General features: G+C 74.7%; 19 protein-coding genes. 2 read left to right on the top strand and 17 right to left on the bottom strand.

Translation table 11 applies throughout. The annotated features are described in order from the left end of the window. Positions 1–93: 93 nt before the first annotated feature. From ACFVHB_RS00285 to ctaD, 5 genes are all read right to left on the bottom strand, one after another. Positions 94–1,332: a hypothetical protein gene (locus tag ACFVHB_RS00285; RefSeq protein WP_380313988.1), complete on the bottom strand. Its 1,239-nt coding sequence runs from the start codon at positions 1,330–1,332 to the stop codon at positions 94–96. Between the two features lie 2 nt (positions 1,333–1,334). Continuing rightward, positions 1,335–2,159, bottom strand: a complete 825-nt coding sequence (locus tag ACFVHB_RS00280) for a hypothetical protein (RefSeq protein WP_380313987.1) — start codon at positions 2,157–2,159, stop codon at positions 1,335–1,337. Between the two features lie 88 nt (positions 2,160–2,247). Further along, positions 2,248–3,207 carry a M56 family metallopeptidase gene (locus ACFVHB_RS00275; protein ID WP_380313986.1) on the bottom strand — a complete coding sequence of 320 codons (960 nt, stop codon included), beginning with the start codon at positions 3,205–3,207 and terminating at the stop codon, positions 2,248–2,250. Positions 3,208–3,223: 16 nt separating this feature from the next. Then, complete coding sequence (locus ACFVHB_RS00270) at positions 3,224–3,646, bottom strand: BlaI/MecI/CopY family transcriptional regulator (RefSeq protein WP_380313985.1); 423 nt, start codon at positions 3,644–3,646, stop codon at positions 3,224–3,226. A gap of 77 nt (positions 3,647–3,723) precedes the next feature. Then, on the bottom strand, positions 3,724–5,382 hold the full coding sequence (gene ctaD, locus ACFVHB_RS00265; protein ID WP_380314252.1) for a cytochrome c oxidase subunit I: 1,659 nt from the start codon (positions 5,380–5,382) through the stop codon (positions 3,724–3,726). A gap of 321 nt (positions 5,383–5,703) precedes the next feature. Here ctaD and ACFVHB_RS00260 point away from each other — a divergent pair, with 321 nt between their 5' ends. Further along, positions 5,704–6,171, top strand: coding sequence for a hypothetical protein (locus ACFVHB_RS00260; RefSeq protein WP_380313984.1), 468 nt, complete (start codon positions 5,704–5,706; stop codon positions 6,169–6,171). A gap of 153 nt (positions 6,172–6,324) precedes the next feature. Here the strand turns inward: ACFVHB_RS00260 and ACFVHB_RS00255 are convergent, their stop codons facing one another. After that, positions 6,325–7,269, bottom strand: a complete 945-nt coding sequence (locus ACFVHB_RS00255) for a DMT family transporter (RefSeq protein WP_380313983.1) — start codon at positions 7,267–7,269, stop codon at positions 6,325–6,327. On the opposite strand from ACFVHB_RS00255, the gene ACFVHB_RS00250 reads away from it, so the two are divergent. Beyond that, positions 7,268–8,722 carry a PLP-dependent aminotransferase family protein gene (locus tag ACFVHB_RS00250; RefSeq protein ID WP_380313982.1) on the top strand — a complete coding sequence of 485 codons (1,455 nt, stop codon included), beginning with the start codon at positions 7,268–7,270 and terminating at the stop codon, positions 8,720–8,722. The two genes, ACFVHB_RS00255 and ACFVHB_RS00250, sit on opposite strands and share 2 nt — an antisense overlap. 19 nt (positions 8,723–8,741) lie before the next feature. Here the strand turns inward: ACFVHB_RS00250 and htpX are convergent, their stop codons facing one another. The 11 genes from htpX to ACFVHB_RS00195 all read right to left on the bottom strand — a co-directional run bounded on the left by htpX (position 8,742) and on the right by ACFVHB_RS00195 (position 19,881). Beyond that, positions 8,742–9,605: a zinc metalloprotease HtpX gene (htpX, locus tag ACFVHB_RS00245; RefSeq protein ID WP_380313981.1), complete on the bottom strand. Its 864-nt coding sequence runs from the start codon at positions 9,603–9,605 to the stop codon at positions 8,742–8,744. 189 nt (positions 9,606–9,794) lie between these two features. Continuing rightward, on the bottom strand, positions 9,795–11,408 hold the full coding sequence (locus ACFVHB_RS00240; protein ID WP_380313980.1) for an NADH-quinone oxidoreductase subunit N: 1,614 nt from the start codon (positions 11,406–11,408) through the stop codon (positions 9,795–9,797). A gap of 2 nt (positions 11,409–11,410) precedes the next feature. Continuing rightward, positions 11,411–12,967 carry a NuoM family protein gene (locus ACFVHB_RS00235; RefSeq protein ID WP_380313979.1) on the bottom strand — a complete coding sequence of 519 codons (1,557 nt, stop codon included), beginning with the start codon at positions 12,965–12,967 and terminating at the stop codon, positions 11,411–11,413. A 72-nt stretch (positions 12,968–13,039) separates the two neighbouring features. Beyond that, a complete protein-coding gene (locus ACFVHB_RS00230; RefSeq protein ID WP_380313978.1) occupies positions 13,040–15,091 on the bottom strand; it encodes an NADH-quinone oxidoreductase subunit L in 2,052 nt (683 codons plus the stop codon). Then, positions 15,088–15,459, bottom strand: a complete 372-nt coding sequence (gene nuoK, locus ACFVHB_RS00225; RefSeq protein ID WP_380313977.1) for an NADH-quinone oxidoreductase subunit NuoK — start codon at positions 15,457–15,459, stop codon at positions 15,088–15,090. The genes ACFVHB_RS00230 and nuoK overlap by 4 nt, the downstream gene beginning before the upstream one ends. Further along, positions 15,459–16,154 carry an NADH-quinone oxidoreductase subunit J gene (locus tag ACFVHB_RS00220; protein WP_380313976.1) on the bottom strand — a complete coding sequence of 232 codons (696 nt, stop codon included), beginning with the start codon at positions 16,152–16,154 and terminating at the stop codon, positions 15,459–15,461. Before ACFVHB_RS00220 ends, nuoK begins: the two co-directional genes overlap by 1 nt. Beyond that, complete coding sequence (locus ACFVHB_RS00215; protein WP_360190153.1) at positions 16,151–16,708, bottom strand: NADH-quinone oxidoreductase subunit I; 558 nt, start codon at positions 16,706–16,708, stop codon at positions 16,151–16,153. Before ACFVHB_RS00215 ends, ACFVHB_RS00220 begins: the two co-directional genes overlap by 4 nt. Beyond that, positions 16,705–17,658, bottom strand: a complete 954-nt coding sequence (gene nuoH, locus ACFVHB_RS00210; RefSeq protein ID WP_380314251.1) for an NADH-quinone oxidoreductase subunit NuoH — start codon at positions 17,656–17,658, stop codon at positions 16,705–16,707. Before nuoH ends, ACFVHB_RS00215 begins: the two co-directional genes overlap by 4 nt. Before the next feature lie 2 nt (positions 17,659–17,660). Beyond that, a complete protein-coding gene (locus ACFVHB_RS00205) occupies positions 17,661–18,833 on the bottom strand; it encodes an NADH-quinone oxidoreductase subunit C (protein WP_380313975.1) in 1,173 nt (390 codons plus the stop codon). Next, on the bottom strand, positions 18,830–19,474 hold the full coding sequence (locus ACFVHB_RS00200; RefSeq protein WP_380313974.1) for an NADH-quinone oxidoreductase subunit B: 645 nt from the start codon (positions 19,472–19,474) through the stop codon (positions 18,830–18,832). Before ACFVHB_RS00200 ends, ACFVHB_RS00205 begins: the two co-directional genes overlap by 4 nt. Beyond that, positions 19,465–19,881, bottom strand: coding sequence for an NADH-quinone oxidoreductase subunit A (locus tag ACFVHB_RS00195; RefSeq protein ID WP_380313973.1), 417 nt, complete (start codon positions 19,879–19,881; stop codon positions 19,465–19,467). The genes ACFVHB_RS00200 and ACFVHB_RS00195 overlap by 10 nt, the downstream gene beginning before the upstream one ends. Positions 19,882–20,093 lie beyond the last annotated feature (212 nt).

The raw sequence follows: 20,093 nt of genomic DNA, 5'->3' as shown, positions 1-20,093 counted from the left end.
GCGCGACGGCCCGCTTTCGGCCAATCCCTGCGCCCCCGGGGCCCGTCTTCGAACTCCCGCCGTCCGCCCGGCAGGCGGGAGTTCGAAGACGGGCTAGAACCCGAGGGCCGCGAGCAGCGCCCGGCCGGCCGCCGCGTCGCGCTCCGGGGCGTCCGCGCTCCCGGCCCGGCCGGCCGACCGCGCGGTGTCCGGGCGCAGGGCGAGCACCTCGGTGAGCACCCGCTCGTCCACCCTCGCCCGCAGGTGACCGGCCGGGTCCCGGCGGAACGCGGTGGCGGCGGCGGCGAGCACCCCGCCCACCGTCGCACCGCCGCTGGACCGGCCCGCCAGCAGCCGCGCGGCGCCCTCGTCGGCGTCGCCCGGGGCCGGCCCGATCACCTCGTCCAGCCGGAGCCCGCCGAACTGCGGATAGCCCTCGGTCAGCAGCGCCGCGGCCACCGCGGCCGGCTCCCCCGCCCCCGGGCCGGGCGCGGGCCCGCCGCCGGCGACCAGGCGGCAGAACGCGACGCGCAGCGCCGGCGGCGGGTGCGGGCCCTCGCCACCGTCGTCCGGCAGCCCGGCCAGCCGGTCCTCCAGGACGTCCGCGAAGGCGGCCCCGCAGGCCAGCGCCCCGCAGGCGTCGGCGAACACCTCCCCCGCCCAGCGGGCCCAGTGCGCGGCCCGGTCGCCCGGCAGGCCGGCGCCGGCGATCCGGGCGGCGAGTTCGCCGGTGAGCCCGAAGTCGTCCTCCAAGTGGTGTCCGGCCTCGTGCGCGACGGTCAGCACGGCGGGCAGGTGCCCCTGGTACCACCAGGGCACGTCGATCACCGGGAACGGCAGCCGGGCCACCAGGTCCCGCCCGGCCCGGGTGTGGACGCCGCCGCGCGGCAGCAGTTCGCGGTACTGCTCGCCGCGACGGTGGGCGAGCGGCGCGACCGCCCGGCCGAAGCCCGTCAACGGCGGCTCGCGGGGCGGCATCCGGCCGGCCGCCGCGTCCAGGGCGGGCCGGTACACGGCCCAGGCCAGCTCGTCCGCCGCCTCCAACCAGCGCCGATGGGCACGGGTCTGACGTAGCGTCAATTTGTTGCGGAAGAAGTCCCAGACGTGGAAGAGGTCCTGGACGAGCACCAGCACCCCGTCCGCACCCGTCCCGCCCGCGCCCTCCTCGATCGCCGCCTCCGCGCGGGCGACGGCCGGGGCGAGCATGGCCAGGACCGCGTCCACCTGGCTGCCGTGCCCGGGCAGCGAGGCGCCGGGCCGGGTGAGCAGCCGCCAGTGCTCGGCGTCGGCGCGCAGCCCGGCCAGCGCCCGCCGGCGCTCCGCCCGCCGGCGCTCGGCCGGCTCCGGCGCCATGCTCAGCCCGCGGCGGGCAGCGGCCCGGGCTCCGCCGGGCCGACGGCCTCCAGGACGGCGCGCGGGTCCTCCGCGGCCTCCTCCAGCAGCAGCGGCGGGACGGACGCCCCGGCCAGCCCCCGCCCGGGCTGCACCGGCCCGTACTCGGCCTCGACCCCCCGCAGCCAGCGCTCGCGCAGTCGCACCACCCGGTAGAACGGCGTCACCGGCCCGGAGACCCACCGCAGGCCGAGGTTGCGGGACGCGGCCAGCGCCACCCCGCCCGCGAGATCGGCCAGCCCCGGCGCCCCGGCCCCGGCGGCGGCCGTGATCGAGAGCTCGGCCGCGGCCTCACCCCCGGCGGCCACCAGCACGGTGCCGGACTCGGCCCGGGCGGCCTCCGTCACCGCCAGCAGTTCGCGCTCCCAACGCCCGAGCGCGTACTGGCGGACCAGCTCCCCGGCCAGCCGGCGCGTGTCGGCCAGGCCCCGGGTGGTGATCCCCCGGTAGACGACCAGCACCCCGGAGCCCGCCCCGAACCGGACCAGCGCCCCGGCCTCGGCCGCCGCGACCGAGGAGAAGGCCGGGTCGGTGGCGCCCGCGGCCTTGAAGCGCAGCTCCACCCCGCCGGCCGCGTCGTAGGTGTAGTCGCCCCGGCGGCCGGGCCGGCCCGGTTCCACGGCGACGCCGCGGTCGGCCAGGGTCCCGGCGCTGCGCACCGCGTCGCCCTGGGCGAGCAGCACGTCGCCGAGCCCGACCGGCTCGGTCAGCGGCCAGGTCGCCCACCAGTCGCGCCAGACGTCGGCCACTGCTGCCCGGTAGGCCCGGTAGACCTCAACCATCGACACCCGCCCGTGAGTCGGACCGCCAGAGGGCCTCCACCGTAGCAGCGGCCGCGCGCCGACTGACCGTCATCATCCTTGCGGCGCCGGAGCGTTACAGCGGCGTGACCGCCTTCAGCACCAGCAGCAGCGCCACCGCCGCGTTGAGCGCGCAGAGCGCCGACGCCGCCGTGCCGATCGCCGCCACCATCGCGGCCAGACCCGCCGGGGTGTGCGCCGGCGGCCAGTTCCGCTCGGCCGGGACGGGCCCGAGCAGCGCGGCCACCCGCCGCGGCACCGGGCCCGGTGCGGCGGCCGGCGCGGCGAAGGCGGCGAACCCGGGCGCCGGGGCCCGGTGCGAGACCAGCGCCGCCCGGGCCACCGCGCGGGCCGTGATCCGCCGGTCGCCGACCGCCCGGGCCGACTCCTCGTCCGCCCAGCGCTCCGCGCTGTACGCCACGGCGTGCTGCAGCGGCCGCAGGAACGGGTTGACGCAGCCGGCGAGTTGGGTGACCAGCAGGTAGCGGTGGTGCCGGTGGGCCAGGTGCGCGCGCTCGTGGGCGAGCAGCGCCTCGCGTTCGTCGGCGGCCAGCCCGGCCAGCATGCCGGTGGAGACGACGACCCGCCCGGGGGTGCCGGGCAGCGCGTAGGCGTACGCGGTGTCGTCGGGCAGCACCGCCACGTCGGCGTCGGGCCGGCGGGGGTCCAGCAGGTCGCGGCCGAGCGCCCGCCGGGCCCGGGCCCGGACCCGCAGGTGCCGCAGCACCGTGCGCAGCCCGGCCACCGCCACCGCCGCCAGCAGGCAGATCGCCGCCGTCCCGACCGTCTCGTGGCAGGGCAGCGCCGCCCGCACCTCCGGGTCGGACCAGCTGTCGGGCAGCGGGTTGCCCGGGATCTGGGCGGTGCCCACCACGCCGGTCAGCCCCAGGCAGACGGCGCTGCACAGCGCCATCACCGCGCTGATCACGGTCAGCAGCCGGGCCGTTCCGCGCGGGTGCAGGTGCTGCTCGGCGAGGCGGGCGATCGGTACCGCGGTCAGCGGCAGGACGAGCGGGAGGAAGACGAAGACGCCCACGGTGCGGTTCTCGGGTTCAGTTCTGGCGGTCGGGCGTCGAGGGTTCGGCGGCGCTGTCCAGCAGCGCCCGCAGCAGCTCCTCGTCGTGCGGGAGCAGGGCGGTGACGAAGCTGGCCAGCACCGCGTCCCGGTCCGGCTCGCCGTCGAGCATCCGGCGCATCCGCAGGGCCGCCAGTCCGGCGGCGTCGGAGTCGGCCTGCCACAGGTAGGCGCGGCCGGAACGCGTCCTGGAGACGGCGTTCTTGGCGTGCAGACGGGAGAGGATGGTCATCACGGTGGTGTACGCGAGGTCGCCGTCCAGCCGCTCCTGCACCCAGCCGGCCGTGGCCGGGCCGGGCGCGCGCTGGAGCACCGCGAGCACCTGCGCCTCCAGTTCGCCCTGGCCGCGCCGCCGGGCGCGCGGGTCCCCGGCCGTCGGGGAGTTGGTGTCCTCTGCCATGACCGCCATCCTAACGAGCAGGTAAAGAACCGGTGCACGGCCCGGCCGTTCGCGCCCGCGCGGCCGGGGATCCGTGCTCAGGCCGACGGCTCGCGCGCGTTGTGCCGCCGGTCCAGCTCCGCGATCGCTGGGTGGTGCAGGTCGAACGCCGGGGACTCGGAGCGGATCCGCGGCAAGGTGACGAAGTTGTGCCGGGGCGGCGGACAGGAGGTGGCCCACTCCAGCGACCGCCCGTAGCCCCACGGGTCGTCGGCCGTCACCCTCTCCCCGTACCTGGCGGTGCGCCAGACGTTGTAGAGGAACGGCAGCGTGGAGATCCCCAGCAGGAACGAGCCGATGCTGGAGACGGTGTTGAGCGTGGTGAACCCGTCCGAGGCCAGGTAGTCGGCGTACCGGCGGGGCATGCCCTCGGCCCCCAGCCAGTGCTGCACCAGGAAGGTCGCGTGGAAGCCGACGAAGAGCGTCCAGAAGTGGATCCGCCCGAGCCGCTCGTCGAGCATCCGTCCGGTGAACTTGGGCCACCAGAAGTGGAATCCGGCGAACATCGCGAACACCACCGTCCCGAACACCACGTAGTGGAAGTGGGCGACCACGAAGTACGAGTCGGAGACGTGGAAGTCGACCGGCGGCGCGGCCAGCAGCACCCCGGTCAGCCCGCCGAGCAGGAAGGTGACCAGGAAGCCGATCGTCCAGAGCATCGGCGTCTCGAAGCTCAGCGAGCCCCGCCACATGGTGCCGATCCAGTTGAAGAACTTCACGCCGGTCGGCACCGCGATCAGCATCGTCATGATCGAGAAGAACGGCAGCAGCGCCTGCCCGGTGACGAACATGTGGTGCGCCCAGACCGTGATCGACAGGCCGGTGATGGCGATCGTGGCCGCGATCAGGCCGGAGTAGCCGAAGACCGGCTTGCGGCTGAAGACCGGGATGATCTCGGTGACGATGCCGAAGAACGGCAGCGCGATGATGTACACCTCGGGGTGGCCGAAGAACCAGAACAGGTGCTGCCAGAGCATCGCGCCGCCGTTCGCCGCGTCGAAGACGTGCGAGCCGAACCGGCGGTCCGACTCCAGGCAGAGCAGCGCGGCCGCCAGCACCGGGAAGGCGAACAGCACCAGCACCGCGGTGAGCAGGATGTTCCAGACGAAGATCGGCATCCGGAACAGCGTCATCCCGGGCGCGCGGAAGCAGATGATCGTGGTGATGAAGTTGACCGAGCCCAGGATGGTGCCGAAGCCGGAGAAGGCCAGGCCCATGATCCACAGGTCGGCGCCGAGGCCCGGGCTGTACTCGGCGCTGTTCAGCGGCGCGTAGGCGAACCAGCCGAAGTCGGCCGCGCCGTCCGGGGTGAGGAAGCCGTACACCGCGATCAGCGAGCCGAACAGGTAGAGCCAGTACGCGAGCGCGTTGAGCCGGGGGAAGGCCACGTCGGGCGCCCCGATCTGCAGCGGCATGATCCAGTTGGCGAACCCGGCGAACAGCGGCGTCGCGAACATCAGCAGCATGATCGTGCCGTGCATGGTGAAGAGCTGGTTGAAGGTCTCGTTGGAGAGCAGCTGCATCCCGGGTCGGGCCAGCTCGATCCGCAGCAGCATCGCCATCAGGCCGCCGGCCAGGAAGAACAGGAACGCGGTGGTGATGTAGAGGGTGCCGATCCGCTTGTGGTCGGTGGTGGTCAGCCAGCCCACCAGGGCCCGGCCGCGCCGTCGGCGGGCGGCCGCCCGCCGACGGTCCAGCCGGGGCGTGCGCGACGGGTGCGGGGCCTGCTCCACGACGTCCTTCGGCAGAAGAGTCACGCAGCGCGCCTTCCGTGCTCGGGCCGGGCGGCGGGCGGCCCGCCGAGGCGGACGGACCGGGCCCGGACAGTGGTCGCCCCACCACTACCAGGCACCGGCCGCACGGCCCGGCGGCGCGCGGGGCCCGTCACCCGAACAGGCGCGGCCGGATTGCCCGCCCCCCGGCACCGGTGGACGGTCGAAGTCCACACGCCTTTCCCGTACGTCCGTTCGGCCCGCGGCGCCTTCGCCCCCGGGCCCGGCTACGGCTCAGGAGGAGTCATGAGCACCGCGTCTCCCAGCCCCGACCAACCGCCGCCCTGGCGTTCCGGCACCGGGGCACCACCACCGCCGGCCTCCCACAACCGGTTCAGCGACTGGGCCCCCGGGTTCGTGGTCTTCGCCGGCGTCCTCATGCTGATCAACGGCTGCATCGAGGCCTTCCGCGGCATCATGGCGATCGCCGACGACGACGTCTTCGTCTCCACGCCCCGCTACGTCTTCCGCTTCGACCTCACCGGCTGGGGCTGGATCCACCTGATCATCGGCGCGGTGGTGGCCCTGGTCGGTGTCTTCCTCCTGCTGGGCAAGAACTGGGCCCGCTGGGCGGGTGTCGTCATCGTCGCGGTCAGCATCCTGGAGAACTTCCTGGCGCTGCCGTACTACCCGTTCTGGTCGATCATCGTGATCGCGATGGACGTCTTCATCATCTGGGCGCTCTGCGTCTACCACCCGCAACCGGCCTGGTGACGGTCCGGCCCGGACCGTCACGCCCCGCCGCTCGCGCCCGTCCCCCGCGTCCGGGGGGCGGGCACGACCCGTCGTCCGCCGTCGGGCCGCCCGCGGCAGCGTCCCCGCCCGCCGCAGCGTCCCCGCCCTCGGCCGCGGGCCCGGCCGCCGTCCTCAGCTGCGGGCCCGCTGGGTGACCGCGATGCAGACCAGCACCGCCACCGCCGTGACCGGAGCCGCCGCCGGCAGCTCCTCGCCCAGCAGCAGCACCGACCAGAGCAGCGTCAGCAGCGGCTGTGCCAGCTGGAGCTGACTGGCCCGCGGCACCCCGATCGCCGCCATCCCCCGGTACCAGACCACGAACCCGCCGAACTGCGAGACCACCGCCGTGTACGCCAGCCCGGCCAGCGCCTTCGCGCCGAGGTGCACCGGCTCGGCGGGCAGCGCGAGCAGCACGGTCAGCCCGGTCACCGGCAGCGCCGCCACCGCCGCCCAGCCGATCACCTGCCAGCCCGGGAGCTCCCTGGAGAGCCGCCCGCCCTCCGCGTACCCGGCCGCGCACACCAGCAGCGCGGCGAACAGGTAGAGGTCCGCGCCGGTCGGCCGCCCGTGGCTCTGCAGCAGGGTGAACGCGAGCACCGCCGCCGCGCCGGCCAGCGCCGCGCCCCAGAAGGTCCGGGACGGGCGGCGGCCGGTGCGCAGCGCCGAGAACGCGGCCGTGGCGAGCGGCAGCACGCCGATGACGACGGCCGAGTGCGCCGTCGAGGAGGTCCGCAGCGCGAGCGTGGTCAGCAACGGGAAGCCGAGCACGCAGCCGGCCGCGACCACCAGCAGCCCGGGCCAGTACCGCCGCGCGGGGAGCGGGACGCGGGCCGCGGCCAGGCAGCCGGCGGCCAGCAGCCCGGCCAGTACGCCGCGCAGCCCGGTCGCCGCCCAGGGGCCGAAGCCGGTCAGGGCCCAGGCGGTGGCGGGGAAGCTGAACGAGAAGGAGAGGACGCCGAGCGCGGCCAGGGTGGTGCCGGACCGGCCGGCGCCGGAGGCGGCGGGGGTACCGGGTACGGGGCTGGTCGTCTGCGCCGCTATCGTCGCGGGCCGGATAGCGCTATCTTGTGCCGTCATGAACGAGCGTAGCAGCGTGGCCGAACTCGCCGAAAGCCTGCGCCGGGAAGTGGAGCGCTATCCGGAAGGACGGAAGCTGCCGTCCAGCCGGGCGCTGATGGAGCGCCACCAGGTCAGCCCGGTGACGGTCTCCCGGGCCATCGCGGTGCTCGTGGCGGAGGGGCTGGTGGTCTCCCGGCCCGGCGCCGGCGTGTTCCGGGCGGCGGCCTTCGCGGGCGGCTCCCCCGCGGTCGCCCCGCCCGCGCCCCGCCCGGGCGACCTCTCCTGGCAGGAGATCGCCCTGAGCGCCGACTCCGGCCCGCGTGACCTGCTGGCCGCCCCGGTCTTCGCCACCCTCCGGGTGCCGCCGCCCGACGTCATCGACCTCAACAGCGGCTACCCGCACGCCTCGCTGCTGCCCGAGCGCCTGCTGGCCGCCGCCCTCGCCCGGGCCGGCCGCCGCCCCGGCGCCTGGGACCGGCCGCCCACCGACGGCCTCACCGAGCTCCGCGGCTGGTTCGCCCGCGACATCGGCGGGCCCAGCGGGCCGATCGGCGCCGGGGACGTCCTCATCACCTCCGGCGGGCAGAGCGGGCTCACCGTGGCGATGCGCTCGCTCGCCGCGCCCGGCACGCCCGTCCTGGTGGAGTCGCCGACGTACCCGGGCATCCTGGCGGTCGTCCGGGCGGCGGGGCTGCGGCCCGTCCCCGTCCCGGTCGACGCCGACGGCGTCCGCACCGATCTGCTGGCCGCGGCCTTCGATGCCACCCGGGCCCGGGTCTTCGTCTGCCAGCCGCTGTTCCAGAACCCGACCGGCGCGGTGCTCTCGCCGTCCCGGCGCGCGGAGGTGCTGCGGATCGCCCGGACGGCCGGCGCCTTCGTCGTCGAGGACGACTTCGCCCGGCTGCTCGTCCACGCGGACGCCCCCGTGCTGCCGCGCCCGCTCGCCGCCGAGGACCAGGACGGGGTCGTGGTGCACCTGCGCTCGCTCACCAAGGCCGCCTCGCCCAACCTGCGGATCGGCGCCCTCACCGCGCGCGGCCCGGCCCTCGCCCGCCTGCGCGCCACCCAGGTGGTGGACAGCTTCTTCGTGCCCCGGCCGCTCCAGGAGGCCACGCTGGAGCTCGTCGCCGACCCCGGGTGGGCCCGCCACCTGCGCACCCTCGGCGCCGAACTGCGCACCCGCCGCACCACCGCCGTCGCCGCCCTGCGGCGCGAACTCCCCGGGCTGCTCGGCACCCACCGCCCCGGCGGCTACCACCTGTGGCTCCGCCTCCCGGACGGCCTCGACGACGGCGCCCTCACCGCGGCCGCCCTGCGCGCCGGCGTCCAGGTCACCCCCGGCGGCCCGTACCACGCCGCCGAGCCCCCGGCCCCCCACCTGCGCCTCAGCTACGCCGCCGCCGAGAACCCCACCCAGCTGGCCGAGGGCGTCCACCGGCTCCGCCGGGCGTACGAGGAGGTCGCGGGTTGACGCCCGCGGTGGCGCCGGCTCAGCGCCGGTAGCCCGCCATCCGCTCCAGGCGGGCGATCCGCTCGGCCATCGGCGGGTGCGTGGAGAACAGCTTCGCCCCGGCCTCGCCGGGCCGGAACGGGCTGGCGATCATCATGTGACTGGCCGTCTGGAGCTGCGGCTCGGGCGGCAGCGGCAGCTGCCGGGTGCCGACCTCCAGCTTCCGCAGGGCGCTCGCCAGGGCCAGCGGGTCGCCGGTGATCCGGGCGCCGTCGGCGTCGGCCTGGTACTCGCGGGAGCGGCTGACGGCCAGTTGGATCAGCGAGGCGGCGATCGGCCCGAGGATCATGATCGCGAGCAGCCCGAACAGCCCCGGCCCCTCGTCGTCGTCGCTCCGCCCGAACGGGATCAGCCAGGCGAAGTTCACCAGGAACATCACCACCGAGGCGAGCGCCCCGGCGACCGAGGAGATCAGGATGTCCCGGTTGTAGACGTGGCTCAGCTCGTGGCCGATCACGCCCCGCAGCTCGCGCTCGTCCAGCAGTTGCAGGATGCCGTCGGTGCAGCAGACGGCCGCGTTGCGCGGGTTGCGGCCGGTGGCGAAGGCGTTCGGCGCCGGGGTGGGCGAGATGTAGAGGCGGGGCATCGGCTGCCGGGCGGAGGTGGAGAGCTCGCGCACGATCCGGTACAGCCGCGGCGCCTCGATCTCGCTGACCGGCCGGGCCCGCATCGCGCGCAGGGCGAGCTTGTCGCTGTTCCAGTAGGCGTAGGCGTTGGTCGCGAGCGCGACCAGCAGGGCGATCACGAAGCCGGTGCGGCCGAAGAAGCTGCCGATCACCAGGATCAGCGCCGAGAGGCCGCCGAGCAGTGCTGCGGTCCTCAGTCCGTTGTGCCGGCGGTGCACGGCAGGCCCTCCAATGGTGCGGCGGGGAAGCCCTCTCTGCCTCGTCCCTCTGCCCGCTCAACGGGCGGGGCCGTCGGCCTTGTTCCCTTGTGACCACCGTGACACCGGCACCGCGCCGGCGCCGCCCGACCGCCGCCGTCCCGGGGAGGCCGGGCCCGGCGGCCCCCGGGGAGGGCCGCACCGCCGGGCTCAGAACAGGGTGCCGGCCACCACCTGGAGGACCAGCTGCGGGGCCACCGAGAGCACCACGGCCGCGGCGGCGGTGAGCCCCAGGGTCGCCGTGAGCGAGGCGGGCAGCCGGTGCTCGGCGCCCGCGGTGGCCGCCGGCTCCGCCCCGGCCGGAGCGAACAGCCGCGCCGTCCAGAGCAGGTAGTAGTACAGCGCGATGACCACATTGACCGCCATCACGACCGCCAGCCAGCCCAGCCCGGAGTCGACCGCGGCCTGGAAGACCACCACCTTGCCGAACAGGCCGACCACGCCCGGCGGCAGCCCGGCCAGGCAGAGCAGGAAGAAGGCGAGCGCCAGGGCCGTCCAGCGGCGCCGGGCGAACAGGCCGCGGAAGTCGTCCACGCTGGTCCCGGCCTTCCGGCCGACCGCGGCGACCACCCCGAAGGCGCCCAGGTTCACCACGCCGTAGATCAGCGCGTACGCGGCGGTGGCGCCCAGCGGATCGGTGCCCGTCGGCGCGTAGCCGGCGGCGGCGAGCGGCACCAGCAGGTACCCGGCCTGACCGACCGACGACCAGGCGAGCAGCCGCACCGCGCTGTACCGGGTGTCGAAGCGCTGCCGCAGCGCACCGACGTTGCCGGCCGTCATGGTGACGGCGGCCAGCACCGCGAGCACCAGGCCCCAGGTGTGCGCGTACGGGCGGAAGGCGATCGTGGTGGCCAGCGCCAGACCGGACAGGCCGGCCGCCTTCCCGACCACCGAGAGGTAGCCGGCCACCGGCAGCGGGGCGCCGGTGTAGGTGTCGGGCACCCAGAAGTGGAACGGCACGGCCGCGACCTTGAAGGCGAAGCCGACCAGGGTGAGCACCGCGCCGGCCTCGGCCAGCGGCTTCAGCTGGGCCGGCGCGTGCTCCAGGCCCTCGGCGACCGCGCCCAGGTGCAGGCTGCCGCTCGCGGCGTAGACGAAGCCCACGCCGAGCAGCATCACCGCGGTCGCGGTGACCGAGGAGAGGAAGAACTTCAGCGCGGCCTCGGCGCCCCGGCCGTCCCGGCGCAGCGCGACCAGCGCGAAGGCCGGCAGCGAGGCCACCTCCAGCGCGATCACCAGGGTGGCGAGGTCGCGGGAGGCGGGCAGCAGGGCGGCGCCGGTGGCGCTGGAGAGCAGCAGGAACCAGTACTCGCCGGCGGGCAGCCCCGCGGCGGAGCCGCTGTTCGACGCCGCGCCGTCGACGGTGTGCATCGAGAGCAGCGCGGCGATCAGCGCGCCGCCGAGCGCGATCAGCTGGAAGACCAGGGCGAAGTGGTCGGCGACGTAGGAGCAGCCCGCGTTGTCGGTGACGCCTGTTACGTTCTGCGCACAGAAGGTGGCTCGGGGTGAGCCTCCGGTGAGCGGGAGGAGCGAGATGAGCGCGAGGGCGAGTCCGGCCGCGGTCAGGGCGCCGAGCACCTTCTTGTGGCGCGCGGGCAGGAAGAGGTCGAGGACCAGCACCGCGAGGGCGGCCAGTGCGGCGATCAGCGGGGGCGCGATCGCCGCCCAGTCCACGGACTGGATCAGGCTGCCCGGGTTGGCGACGGCGAGGGAGGTCACAGTGGGCTGCCCCGTGGTGTGAGGTCCGAGCGTGGTGCCGAGCATGATCAGCCACCCCCGAGGAGGTGCTGGACGGCGGGGTCGGAGAGACCGAGCAGGAGGGCGGGCCACAGGCCCGCGAGCAGGGTGAGGGCGGCCAGCGGCGTCCAGCTGACCGCCTCGTACGGGCGCAGGTCGGCGAGCTCGGCCACCGGGGCGTGCTGCTTCGGGTCGCCCATGCAGACGCGCTTGACCACGACCAGCAGGTACGCGGCGGTGAGGAGGGTGCCGAGACCGGCCAGGACCATGTAGGTGACGAACGCGGGCCGCGAGAGGCCGTCGGCCGGGTCGAACGCGCCGAACATCGCGAGCAGCTCGCCCCAGAAGCCGGCCAGCCCGGGCAGCCCGAGGCTGGCGACGGCGGCGAAGGCGAGCAGGGCGCCGATCCGCGGTGCCCGCCCGTAGAGGGCGGCGCCGGTGGAGCCGGCCAGGGTGTCGAGGTCGGCCGTGCCGTAGCGGTCCTTGAGCGCGCCCACCACGAAGAAGAGCAGACCGGTGATCAGACCGTGGGCGATGTTGGCGAACAGCGCGCCGTTGACGCCCACCGCGGTGAGGGAGGCGATGCCCAGCAGGACGAAGCCCATGTGACCGACGGAGGAGTACGCGATCAGGCGCTTGAGGTCGCCCTTGGATCCGGGGCGGGACAGCGCCAGGCAGGCCAGCGAGCCGTAGACGATGCCGACGGCGGCGAACGCGCCCAGGTAGGGGGCGAGCGTCGCGGTGCCGTCGGGGACGACCGGGAGGAGGACGCGGACCAGACCGTACGTGCCCATCTTCAGCAGCACGCCGGCGAGCAGGACGGAGCCGACCGTCGGGGCCGCCGTGTGCGCGTCCGGGAGCCAGCTGTGCAGCGGCCAGGCGGGGGCCTTGACCGCGAGCCCGACCATGATCGCCAGCGCGGCGATCACCTGGGTGGTGTGGCTCAGGCCGTCGCCGTGCGCGGCGGCCAGGGCCTGCATGTCGAAGGTGCCCGCCTTGCTGCCGACCAGCAGGAAGCCGAGCAGCATCACGGCCGAGCCGAGCAGCGTGTACAGGATGAACCGGTTGGCGGCCGGCACCTTCGCGCCGCTCCCCCAGCGGGCGATCAGGAAGTACATCGGGATCAGCACGACCTCGAAGGCCAGGAAGAACAGCACCAGGTCCAGCACCGCGAAGGTGGCGAGCATGCCCACCTCCAGGAGGAGGAACAGGCCCACGAAGGCCTTCGCCGTCGGCACGCCGTCCCCCGACGGCAGCCGCTTCTCCGAGTACAGCGCGCAGAGGAAGGTGAGCAGCGAGGTCAGCACGATCAGCGGGAGCGAGATGCCGTCCACGCCGAGGTGGAAGCGCACGCCGATGGCGGGGATCCAGGACACGTCGGTGGTGGCCTGCATCCGGCCGGGCTCGTCGTGGTCGAAGCCGGCCGCCAGGACGACGGTCAGCGCGAGCACGGCGCCGGTGACGACGGTGTTCAGCCGCAGCGCGCGCCGGTCGGCGGCGGCCGCGTCGGGGCCGAACACCGGCGCCAGGGTGAGCGCGGCACCGGCCAGCGGCAGCATCAGGAGGGCGATGAGGACCGCGTTCATCGGGGGCTCCTACGGGCGGTGCGGGCTGCGGTGGACATCGGGGGGACCAGCTGGGCGGGGTGCGGCATCCGGCTACACCGCCACCAGGACGGCCAGCAGGACGACGCCGGCGAGCAGTGCGCTGAGGTAGGTCTGCACGTTGCCGGTCTGCGCGAGCCGGACGGCCCGGCCGAGCAGGTTGGCGCCGACCCCGCTGCCGCGCACGTACGTCTCCACGACCTCGCGGTCGAGGAAGCGGACCAGCTGCGCGGCGGCGGCCACCGGGCGGACGAACAGCGCGCTGTACAGCCGGTCGACGCCGAAGCCGTGCCGGGCCGGGCCGAACAGCGGCCCGAGCAGGGTGCGCCCGGGGTCGGCGACGATCACTTCGGCGGCCGGGGCTCCGGCCTGCTCGGGGACCCTGCCCGGCGCCGCGGGGGCGGGGCGGCCGGCGCCGAGCCGCGCGGTGGCGGAGCGCCAGGCCCCGTAGGCGAGCAGCGCGCCGACCACGGCGAGAGCGGTGCCCGTCACGGCGGTGACGCCCGAGGGGCGCAGCGAGCCGCCGTCCAGCAGCGCGGGCAGCCAGTCCGAGCGCACGCCGACGACGCCGAAGCCCATGGTCGGGATCGCCAGCACCCAGAGCGGCCAGCGCATCGCGGGCGGTTCGGCGGTGGCCGGGTCGGCCTCGTCGACCTCGGGCGAGTACGGCGCGTCGGCCTCGTGGTCCAGCGGTTCCGGGCCGGCGGCGGCACCGACCGCCGGACCGGCCACCCCGGCCGCCGGGCTGTGGAACGCCACCAGGAACAGCCGGGCCGCGTACGCCGCCGTGAGCAGCGCGGTGAGCGCGGCCGAGATCAGCACGATCCACCCGGCGGCCTGCGGGACGGCCGAGGCCGGGCCGACGCCGTTGGTCAGCGCCTCGCCGTTGGCGGCGTGCTCGGCGGCGGTCAGCACCGCCTCCTTGCTGAAGAAGCCGGAGAACGGCGGCAGCCCGATCAGGGCGACGAGGCCGATGCCCATCGTCCAGTAGGCGTCCGGGACGCGCCTGCGCAGCCCGGGCATCCGGGACATCGCGGAGATCGAGTTGGTGTGCGCGGCGTGGATCACCACGCCGGCCGCGAGGAACAGCAGCGCCTTGAACGCGCCGTGGCTGACCAGGTGGAAGACGGACGCCTCGCGGTCGCCGCTGGCCAGTGCGCCGGCCATGTAGCCGAGCTGGCCGACGGTCGAGTACGCGAGCACCCGCTTGAGGTCGTCCTGGGCGAGCGCGCAGAGCGCCGATCCGATCATCGTCACGGCGGCCATCACCGCCAGCACCACGAGCGCCGCACCCGACAGCAGGAAGACCGGCAGCAGCCGGGCGACGAGGTAGATGCCGGCCGCGACCATGGTGGCGGCGTGGATCAGCGCGGACACCGGTGTGGGGCCGGCCATCGCGTCCGGGAGCCAGGTGTGCAGCGGGAACTGCGCGCTCTTGCCGGCCACGCCGGCGAGCAGCAGCAGCGCGACCAGCGTCGGGTGGCCGATCCGCCCGTCGGTGGCGGCGGCCAGCACGTCCGGGATCCGGAAGCTGCCGGCGTCGGCGCCGAGCAGGAAGAGGCCGAACAGGAACGGCACGTCGCCGAGCTTGGTGACCAGGAAGGCCTTCAGCGAGGCCGAGCGGGCGTCGGCGGTCTCCCAGTGGTGGCCGATCAGGAAGTACGAGCAGATGCCCATGACCTCCCAGCCGACCAGCAGCACGATCAGGTCGCCCGAGTAGACGACCAGGAACATCGCCGCCGTGAACAGCGAGACCAGCGCCGCGTACGAGGGGTAGCGCGGGTCGTCCTTGAGGTAGGCGGTCGAGTACACCTGCACGCAGGTGGCGACCACGCCGACCAGGACGGAGATCAGCGAGCTGTAGCCGTCCAGGAAGAAGCCCAGCGCGATCTCGGGGCCGCCGGTCGGGGTGAGCCGGGTGGCGGTGTCCAGGACCTGGCCGGTGCCGAGCTGGAGGGCGACGACCAGGGCGAGCACCGCCGAGACGGCGACCGGCACGACCGCCAGCGGCCGGGCCGGGCCGGGCGCCTTCCGGCCGGTGGCCAGGGTGGCGGCCGCGCCGAGCGCGGGCAGCGCGGGGACGAGGACGGGGAGGGCGAGGTTCATGCGGCGGCCTGGCCCTTCAGCGCCTCGGCTCCGGCCGGCGTCTCCTCGGCGGCGGACTCGGCCGGGTCCCCGAGCGCGGTGACCTTGTCGACGTCCGCGGTGCCCCGGGCCCGGAACAGCAGCAGGACGATGGCGAGCCCGAGACCGATCTCGGCGGCGGCGATGGTGATGGTGAACAGGGTGAGCGCCTGGCCGGCGTGCAGGGAGTCCCGCAGCCAGGCGTCGAAGGCGACGAGGTTGAGGTTGACGGCGTTGAGCATCAGCTCGACGGACATCAGCACCAGGATGACGTTGCGCCGGGCGAGCACGCCGTAGACGCCGACGCTGAACAGCAGCGCGGCGAGCACGGCGGGGTAGGCGAGGTGCATCAGCTCTCCTGCTCGGAAGTCGTCGCGGAGGCCCCGGCGTCGGGGGCGGGCTTCGGCACGGTCGCGGCGACCGTCCCGTTGGAGCCCACCGGCCGGCCGGCCCGGATCCGCCCGGCCCGGGGCGCCGGCACCCGCCGTCCCGTCCCGCGCGACAGCACGATCGCGCCGACCAGCGCGGCCAGCAGCAGCACCGAGAGCGCCTCGAAGGGCAGCACCCAGGTGCGGAACAGGCTGGCGCCGGTCACCGCCGCCGAGCCGCCGCCCGCACCGAGGTCGATCCAGGACGTCCGGAAGGCGTCCACGACCAGGGTGACCAGGGTGCCGGCCGAGGCCAGCGCGACCACCAGGGCGACCCAGCGGTTCTTCGAGTCGGCATCCGGCGAGCGCCCGATCGGCGCCTTGGTGAGCATCAGCCCGAAGAGCACCAGCACGACCACCGAGCCGAGGTAGATCAGCACCTGCACCCAGGCGATGAACTCGGCGGTGAGCAGCAGGAACTCCACCGCCAGCCCGCCGAGCGCGGCGACCAGCCAGAGCGCGGCGTGCACCAGCTGCCGGGTGGTGACGGCGACGACCGCCGAGCCGAGCACGGCGATGCCGACCAGCAGGAAGACGATCTCGGCCCCGGTCGGGGAGAGGAACGAGCGCGCGGCCGGGTCCAGCGACCCGGTCGCGGCGAGCAGGGTGGCACTCACTCCGCGTCACCCTCCTCCTCGGCCGCCTTCGCCGCGGCCGCCGCCAGCTTGTCCGCCGCCTTGCGGGCGGTGGCGATCTCCTTCGGTTCCTCGGCCGCCGGGTCCAGGGCCGGCGGCGCCGGGACGGTCCACATCCACTCGCGGAGCTTCTCCCGCTCGTGGGTCAGCTCCAGGATGTCGGTCTCCGCGTACTCGAACTCCGGCGACCAGAACAGCGCGTCGAACGGGCACACCTCGATGCAGATCCCGCAGTACATGCAGAGCGAGAAGTCGATGGCGAACCGGTCCAGCACGTTGCGGGTGCGGGCGCGCGCGTTCGGGTCGGCGGCCGGCAGCGTCTCCTTGTGGGAGTCGATGTAGATGCACCAGTCCGGGCACTCGCGGGCGCAGAGCATGCAGACCGTGCAGTTCTCCTCCAGCAGCGCGATCACGCCGCGCGAACGCGGCGGCAGCGCGGGCTGGACCTCGGGGTACTGCGCGGTGATGCTCTTCTTCGTCATCGTCCGCAGGGTCACGGCCAGGCCCTTGGCCAGGCCGGAGCCGGGAAAACTCATGAGATCGCCACCTTGATGACACCGGTGAGGGCGAGCTGGACGAGGGCGAGCGGGATCAGCACGGTCCACGCGAACTTCATCAGCTGGTCCTCGCGCAGCCGCGGGTAGGTCACCCGCAGCCAGATCACCACGAAGGCCAGCGCGAGGGTCTTCAGGACCGTCCACAGCCAGCCGAGCTCGTCCGGCATCGGGCCGTGCCAGCCGCCCAGGAAGAGCACCGCGGTCAGCCCGGACACCACCAGGATGCCCGCGTACTCGGAGAGCAGGAAGAGCGCGAAGCGCAGGCCGGTGTACTCGGTGTACGCGCCGAAGATGATCTCCGAGTCGGCCACCGGCATGTCGAACGGCGGACGCTGCAGCTCGGCCAGGCCGGCCGTGAAGAAGACGAACGCGCCGATGACCTGCCACGGGATCCAGTACCACTCCCAGGCGTCCACGATCCCGGGCAGCGAGAGCGTCCCGGCGGCCATCGCCACCGAGGCGGCGGCGAGCACCATCGGCAGCTCGTACGACATCAGCTGCGCGGCCGTGCGCAGACCGCCGAGCAGCGAGAACTTGTTCGCCGAGGCCCAGCCGGCCATCAGCTTGCCGATCACGCCGACGCCCATCACGGCGAGCACGAAGAAGAGGCCGGCGTCCACGGCCTGGCCGACGAAGCCGTCCGGGCCGACCGGGATCGCCAGCAGCACGAACAGATAGGGCAGCAGCGAGACGGCGGGCGCCAGCTGGAAGACCCGCCGGTCCGCGCCGGCCGGGACGATGTCCTCCTTCTGCGCGAACTTCACGCCGTCGGCGACCAGCTGCGCCCAGCCGTGGAAGCCGCCGGCGTACATCGGGCCGAGCCGGCCCTGCATGTGCGCCATCACCTTGTGCTCGGTCTGGCCGATGACCAGGGGGAAGGTGAGGAAGACGACGAGCGTGGCGACGCAGCGCAGCAACGTGTCGAGCAGGTTCACGCGCTGTCTCCGTCCTGGCCGGCCGCCTCGGCCGACGTCTCGTCCTTCTCCTCCACGGGCCGCTCCGGCTCGGGCTCCGGCTCTTGCTGCGCGGACCCGGTCGGCTCCGGCGCCGCCTGCTTCGGCTCGGGCTGCTTGAGTTCCGGCTGCTCCGACTCCGGCCCGCCGTGCGCGGGCACGGGCGTGTGCCACGGCGCGTCGGCCGACTGCGTCCGGGCCGGGGCCTGCCGCTCGGGCTTCACCGCGGGCGTCGCGGCCTCACCGGCGGTCCCGGCGACCTGGCTCGCGGAGCCCTCACCGGCCGTCCTGGTCCGCCGCGGCCGGTCCGCCCGCACCGGCGGGGCCGTGGTCCCGGCGGCACCCTCGACGCTCCCGGCCGCCTCCGCGGCACCGGCCGCCTCGGCCGCCTGGCTGACCGACCCCTCGCCGACCGTCCTGGTCCGCCGCGGCCGGTCGGCCCGCACCGCGGGCCCGCCTTCGGCCCCGGCACCGGCGGCACCGGCAGCCCCGGCACCCGCCGCCCGGGGCGTACGCGCCGCCCCCGCCGCCCGGGCACCGCGCGCGGGCCGCTCGGCGACCGGCGGCAGGGTGCCCTTGAGCGGCCCCCACTCGTTCGGGTCGGGCACACCGGCCGGCTGCATCTTGCGCCGCGCCGGCCCGTCGCCGTGGTCGGACTCGCCCGGCTCCTTCGCGCCCGGCCAGGCCTTGGCGACCCGGGCGGCGAGCACGAACTCCTTGCGCAGCGGGTGCCCCTCGAAGCCCTCCGGCAGCAGCAGGGTGGCCAGGTAGGGGTGCCCGGGGAAGTCGATGCCGAACATCTCGTGCGTCTCGCGCTCGTGCCAGGCGGCACCGGCGTACACCGGCACGGCGCTCGGCAGCGCGGCCCCGTCCCGCGGCACCCGGGTGCGCAGCGCCAGGTGGCGCACGCCCGGGGCGTCGGCGGAGGCCAGGTGGGCGACCACCGAGAAGCCCTCGGCCAACTCGTCGACGGCGCTCAGCCAGTCGAAGAAGGCGAGGCCCAGCGCGTCCCGGGCCGCGGTGAGCGCCTCGGTCCAGTGCGCGGCGGGCACGTCGACGGTGATCAGCCCGTACGCCTCCGCACCGGTGGCCCACTCGCCGACCGCCGCCGCGTACTGCTCGGCGGTGCGCCCCTCGCTCTGCCCGGTCACGAGGCACCTCCCCCGGCGTTCGGCCCCGGCACCAGCGGACGGCGCAGCGCCGTGGCCGGCGCGGTGTACCGGCCCGGCAGCGACTCCGCGGCGATCTTCTCCTGGAGCTTGAGGATGCCCTGGAGCAGCGCCTCGGGCCGCGGCGGGCAGCCGGGCACGTAGACGTCGACCGGGATGATCTGGTCCACGCCCTTGGTGACCGAGTAGGAGTCCCAGTACGGGCCGCCCGAGTTGGAGCAGGCGCCGAACGAGATGACGTACTTCGGTTCGGGCATCTGCTCGTAGAGGCGCTTCACGGCGGGCGCCATCTTGTCGGTCACGGTCCCCGAGACGATCATCAGATCGGCCTGGCGGGGGCCGGGCGCGAACGGAATGACACCCATTCGGATGAAGTCGTGCTTGGCCATCGACGCGGCGATGAACTCGATCGCGCAGCAGGCCAGGCCGAAGTTGAAGCACCAGAGGCTGTAGCGGCGGCCCCAGTTGAGGACCACCTTGACCGGGTCCGGCGCGAGCCGGGCCAGCGGGCCGATGCCGCGCCGTTCGACGGCGGCACCGGGACGCGCCGGGTCCGGCAGGCCCAGCGGGACCGGGCCGCCGGCGGCACCGTGCGCGTGCGCGTGGTTGTGCGTCACGTCCATTCCAGAACGCCCTTCCTCCAGGCGTAGAGCAGCCCGACCGCGAGGAAGCCGATGAAGACGAACATCTCGATCAGCGTCCCGGCGCCGTATCCGGCGGAGGCGAAGACGGTCGCCCACGGGAACAGGTAGATCGCGTCGACCGCGAAGATCACGTACAGAAAGGCGTAGACGTAGTAGCGGATCTGGGTGTGCGCCCAGTCCTCCCCCACCGGGTCCACGCCGCACTCGTAGGCGAGGAGCTTCTCCGGCGAGTACACCACCGGCCGCAGCAGCCGGTTGGCGGTGAACGCCACGGCGACGAAGAGCACGCCGACGACGGCGAGCAGGCCCATCGCGGCATACGCGTCGAAGTAGCCGCTGCCGACCGCCGGGTCGGCAGCGACGGCAGCTGCCGGCTGCCCCTCCATGCCACTCGCCTCCACATCGGCCGTGGAACCGCCCCTCGAAGCAGTTCTACGACGTTTCTTTACACGGTCATAACCATCGCCAATGCGTGAGTCTAAGTGCACTGGCCACGAGCCCAGCACGGTGCCCGATCCGCAAGACGCCCCCGGGCGGCCCGTGGACACCGGCGCACCGCCCGTGCGCGTCCCGGGGGTGGGGATAACCCCCGCCCGGG

It is taken from the genome of Kitasatospora sp. NPDC127111, assembly GCF_042677465.1.
GTDB lineage: Bacteria > Actinomycetota > Actinomycetes > Streptomycetales > Streptomycetaceae > Kitasatospora.
Note: the sequence above shows the minus strand (reverse complement) of the source record. Positions and strands in the feature narration are given on the sequence as shown.